This is a genomic window from Anaerolineales bacterium (assembly GCA_022866145.1).
In the GTDB taxonomy this organism is placed as follows: Bacteria; Chloroflexota; Anaerolineae; order Anaerolineales; family E44-bin32; genus PFL42.
Window position 1 is genome coordinate 1 of the sequence record JALHUE010000477.1, and the last position, 3,856, is coordinate 3,856.

Below are 3,856 nucleotides of genomic sequence, written 5' to 3' on the forward strand. Positions count from 1 at the left end.
CCAATGTGCTTTGCCTGTCGCTGCGCAGCACGACGCCGGCCCTCGCCGAGGCGATCCTTCACGCCTGGTTCGCCACCCGCTATCCGCCAAACCCACAAGACAACGCCTACCTGGCGGCCCTCCGGGAGATCGAGGCCCAGAATGGCTTGCCTGACGGCGCAGCCTGAGCCAGCGCAAGCGCACGCAGCGGAGTAGAATCCCGGCGCGAGCCGAATGCGCACATCCTGCGCCCGGGACTCGGCCCATCGCTCCATATCAAGCAGGAGGATGAACTACCGTGGGCAAGCACTTCGATGCATTCCGAGAGCGAGTCGGAGTCGTCTTCGATCTTAACGCCGCCTCGGCCGTCTTGGAGTGGGATCAGCAAACGTACATGCCGAGCGGAGGCGCTGCAGGGCGCGCCATGCAGTACAGCACCCTGCGACGCCTGGCGCATGACCACTTCGTCAGCCCCGATTTCGAGCAGGCGCTTCAGGCAGCCGCCGACGAGGTAGCCAAGCTCGACCCCGATTCGGATGAGGTGCGCATCGTGCGCCACGTGCGCCGCGAGTTTGACAAGGCAACTCGAGTGCCGTCGGAGTGGGTCGGAGAGTTCAATCGCGTCAAGTCCCTGGCGATGCAGTCGTGGGAGGCGGCCAAGGCGCAGTCCAACTTCTCACGCTTCGAACCCGACCTGACGCGGGTGGTCCAACTGCGGCGGGAATACGCCGCCTTCTTCGCTCCGTACGACCACGTCTACGACCCCCTGATCGACGACTACGAGCCGGGGATGAAGACCACCGAGGTCCAGGCTGTCTTCGATCAACTGCGCCCGGCGCAGGTGGCGCTGGTGCGGGAGATCACCGAGCGCGGACGGCCAGTCGATGACCGCGTGCTGCACCTGCAGTATGACGAACAGAAGCAGTGGGCCTTCGGCGAGGACGTAGTTCGCCGTTTCGGCTATGACTTCACCCGCGGCCGACAGGACAAGTCCGCCCATCCGTTCACCACCTCCTTCGGCTTCAACGACGTGCGCATCACCACTCGCTTCATCCCCGACTACCTGCCGACGGGGATGTGCGGGACGATGCACGAAGCCGGTCATGCGCTGTACGAGCAAGGGCTCAGCCCGGCCCTGGACCGCACGCCGACGGCCGCCGGCGCCTCGCTTGGCCTGCACGAGTCGCAATCCAAGATGTGGGAGAACCTGGTCGGCCGCAGCCGCCCTTTCTGGCAAGCGTTCTACCCGGATCTGCAGAAGCTGTTTCCCGAGCAGCTGGGAAAGGCAGACCTGGAGACGTTCTATCGCGCCCTGAACAAGGTCGAACCCTCCTTGATCCGCACCGAGGCCGACGAGGCTACTTACAATCTGCATGTCATGCTGCGCTTCGAATTGGAGGTGGCGCTAATGCAGGGAAGCCTGGCCGTCCAGGATCTGCCGCTGGCCTGGAACGACAAGTGCCAGGAGTACCTAGGCATTTCGCCGCCGGATGATGCCAGGGGAGTGCTGCAGGACATCCACTGGTCGGACGGATACTTCGGCTACTTCCCGACCTACACCCTGGGCAACCTGATCGCCTGCCAATTGTGGGAGAAGATCCGGCAAGACCTGCCCGAACTGGATCGCTCGATCGCCGGCAAGGATTTCCAGCCGCTGCTGAGTTGGCTGCGGACCAATATCCATCAGCACGGCGCCAAGTTCGAGCCGATGGAGCTGCTGGAGCGGGTCACCGGCCAGCGTCTGACGGCCGAGCCCTACCTGGCCTACTTGCGGGCCAAGTTCGGGGAAATCTATGCCCTGTGAGGTTTCGCTGTCCGGCACGGCGGCTGCAGAACCCCACCCCCACCGGAGGCGTTACCGGTGAGCATCATTCACGGCTTGCTGGCGAACACCGTCATGCTCTTCACCCTGCTGGCCGGTCTCTGGGGCCTGCTGCTGTATGTGCGCAGGCGCAGCGTGGATGGCGGCTACTGGGGGATCCTGGTCATCGGCGAACTGCTAATCCTGGCCCAGGGCGTTTTGGGGATCGTCCTGCTCGTCGGCGGGAAGCAGCCCGGGCGCGGCATCCACATCCTGTATGGGGCAGTGGCGGCGCTGACGCTGCCGGCAGCCTATGGTTTCACCCGAGCACGCGACGACCGTCGGGCGGCACTGACCTACGGCCTGCTGTGTCTGTTCCTGACAGCGATCGCCTGGCGGTCTGCCACGACCGGCGGCTGAGCAGCAAGCGTCCCGGCCACATGGGGCATGATGCAACCGAAATCGCACACCACCATCGTCGTCCTGCAGGGCGACCAGACCGGCCAGGAACTGCTGGTCCAGGGCCTGCGCGTGCTCGATCCGGACGTCATCCGCCTGCCGCTGGCGTTTGAAACCCATGACGTCGGCCTGGAGGCGCGGCGCCGATCCGGCAACGCCGTGCTCACGCAGGCGGCAGAGGCCATGTGCCGCACCGGCTTCGGCCTGAAGGCGGCGACGATCACCCCGGCCGACGTCGACGATGTCGGCAGTCCCAACGCCATCCTGCGTGAAGCCATCGACGGCCGCGTGATCCTGCGCACCGGCCGCCGGCTCCCCAACGTGCGGCCGGTGGGCGGTGTTCACGCCCCGATCGCCGTCGTGCGCATGGCGGTCGGCGACGCCTATGGCGCCAAGGAATGGCGTGAGCTGCTGCCCGACGGCGACGAGGCCGCCTATCGCACCGAACGCATCACCCGCAAGACCTGCCGGGCAGTGGCGGAGTTCGCCTTCCAGCATGCCGAACGTCAAGGCGCCAAGGTCTTCGGCGGCCCTAAGTACACCGTCAGCCCGGTGTATGAGGGGATGTTCAAGCAGGAGTTGGACGCGGCCGCCGCCCGGCATCCCAGCGTGCGCTACGATCCGCAGTTGATCGACGCCACCTACGCTCTGCTGCTGCAGAACGCCGGCGAGGCCCTGGTGATTCCGGCCCTCAACCGGGACGGGGATTGCCTGTCAGACCTCGTGCTGCAGATGTACGGGTCGATCGCCGGCTCGGAGTCGCTGGTCCTGGCTTTTGACGAGACCGGCCTACAGGTCCGGGTCGTCATGGCCGAAGCTCCGCACGGGACTGCGCCGGCGCTGGAGGGGAAGAATCTAGCCAACCCGCTGGCGATGATCCTAGCCGGCGCCGCCCTGCTGACCTACGTGGGCGATCCGGCCGCCGGGCGCGCCTCGGGCGCCATCTACGAGTCGGCCTTCGAAGCCATCGGCCAGGGGATCGCCACCAACGACCTCGGGGGGGGCGCCACAACCAGCGAGTTCACCGACGAGGTCATCCGGCGCGTGCGCAACAAGCTGGACATTGGGTCCGGCCTTCCCTGAAGCATGGCCCCTGTTTGCCGCCTGACTGCTACCGACCTCGTGCTCCTGGCTGTAGGCGCCTGTCTATCAGCCTGCGTTCCATCGGCCGACAGGGCCACCCCGTCCGCTCTCGAACCCACACCGGAACCCACGCCGACGTCCCAGGCCGACAGCCTGACGCCGGCGTTCTCTCCCTTGACGGCAGCCACGCCGCCGATCGTCCTGGAGCCTGCGGTCGCCGTGCCGACGATCACTCCCACTCCGCCGCAAGTTGGGTTGCCCTTGGAATCCCTGGCGATCCTGCTGCCCGGCCCCGGCTCCCAGGTCACCAGCCCGCTCTACGTGCGCGGGTTCGGTGGACCGTCCTTCGGGCAGCGGGTCCACTTCCGTCTGCTCGGCGAAGATGGACGGACCCTCTCCCAGGCGACGACGTACCTGTTCAGCTATCCGGGCAACCCCGGCCGCTTCCTCGCCAGCCTGCCGTTCGACCTCGACCTGGTCGCCGAGGAGGGCAGGCTTGAGATCAGCATCGACAGCCTGCGCGACGGGCAGCGC

The 3,856-nt window shown here is 66.5% G+C and carries 4 protein-coding genes; all 4 read left to right on the forward strand.

All coding sequences use genetic code 11. The features are described from left to right. Positions 1–277: 277 nt before the first annotated feature. Positions 278–1,783, forward strand: a complete 1,506-nt coding sequence (locus MUO23_14000; protein MCJ7514064.1) for a carboxypeptidase M32 — start codon at positions 278–280, stop codon at positions 1,781–1,783. Between the two features lie 57 nt (positions 1,784–1,840). Then, entirely contained in the window at positions 1,841–2,200 is a 360-nt protein-coding gene (locus MUO23_14005; protein ID MCJ7514065.1) for a hypothetical protein, read from the forward strand. A 27-nt stretch (positions 2,201–2,227) separates the two neighbouring features. After that, positions 2,228–3,322 (forward strand): isocitrate/isopropylmalate family dehydrogenase, encoded by a 1,095-nt coding sequence (locus MUO23_14010; protein MCJ7514066.1) that lies wholly within the window; start codon positions 2,228–2,230, stop codon positions 3,320–3,322. A 3-nt stretch (positions 3,323–3,325) separates the two neighbouring features. Next, positions 3,326–3,856, forward strand: a 531-nt coding sequence (locus MUO23_14015) for a hypothetical protein (GenBank protein ID MCJ7514067.1), incomplete at its 3' end; no start/stop codon positions are given.

Bases quoted from the DNA above. Each gene is read 5' to 3' on its own strand.
- MUO23_14010 (MCJ7514066.1), top strand. From the start codon at position 2,228: ATGATGCAACCGAAATCGCACACCACCATCGTCGTCCTGCAGGGCGAC.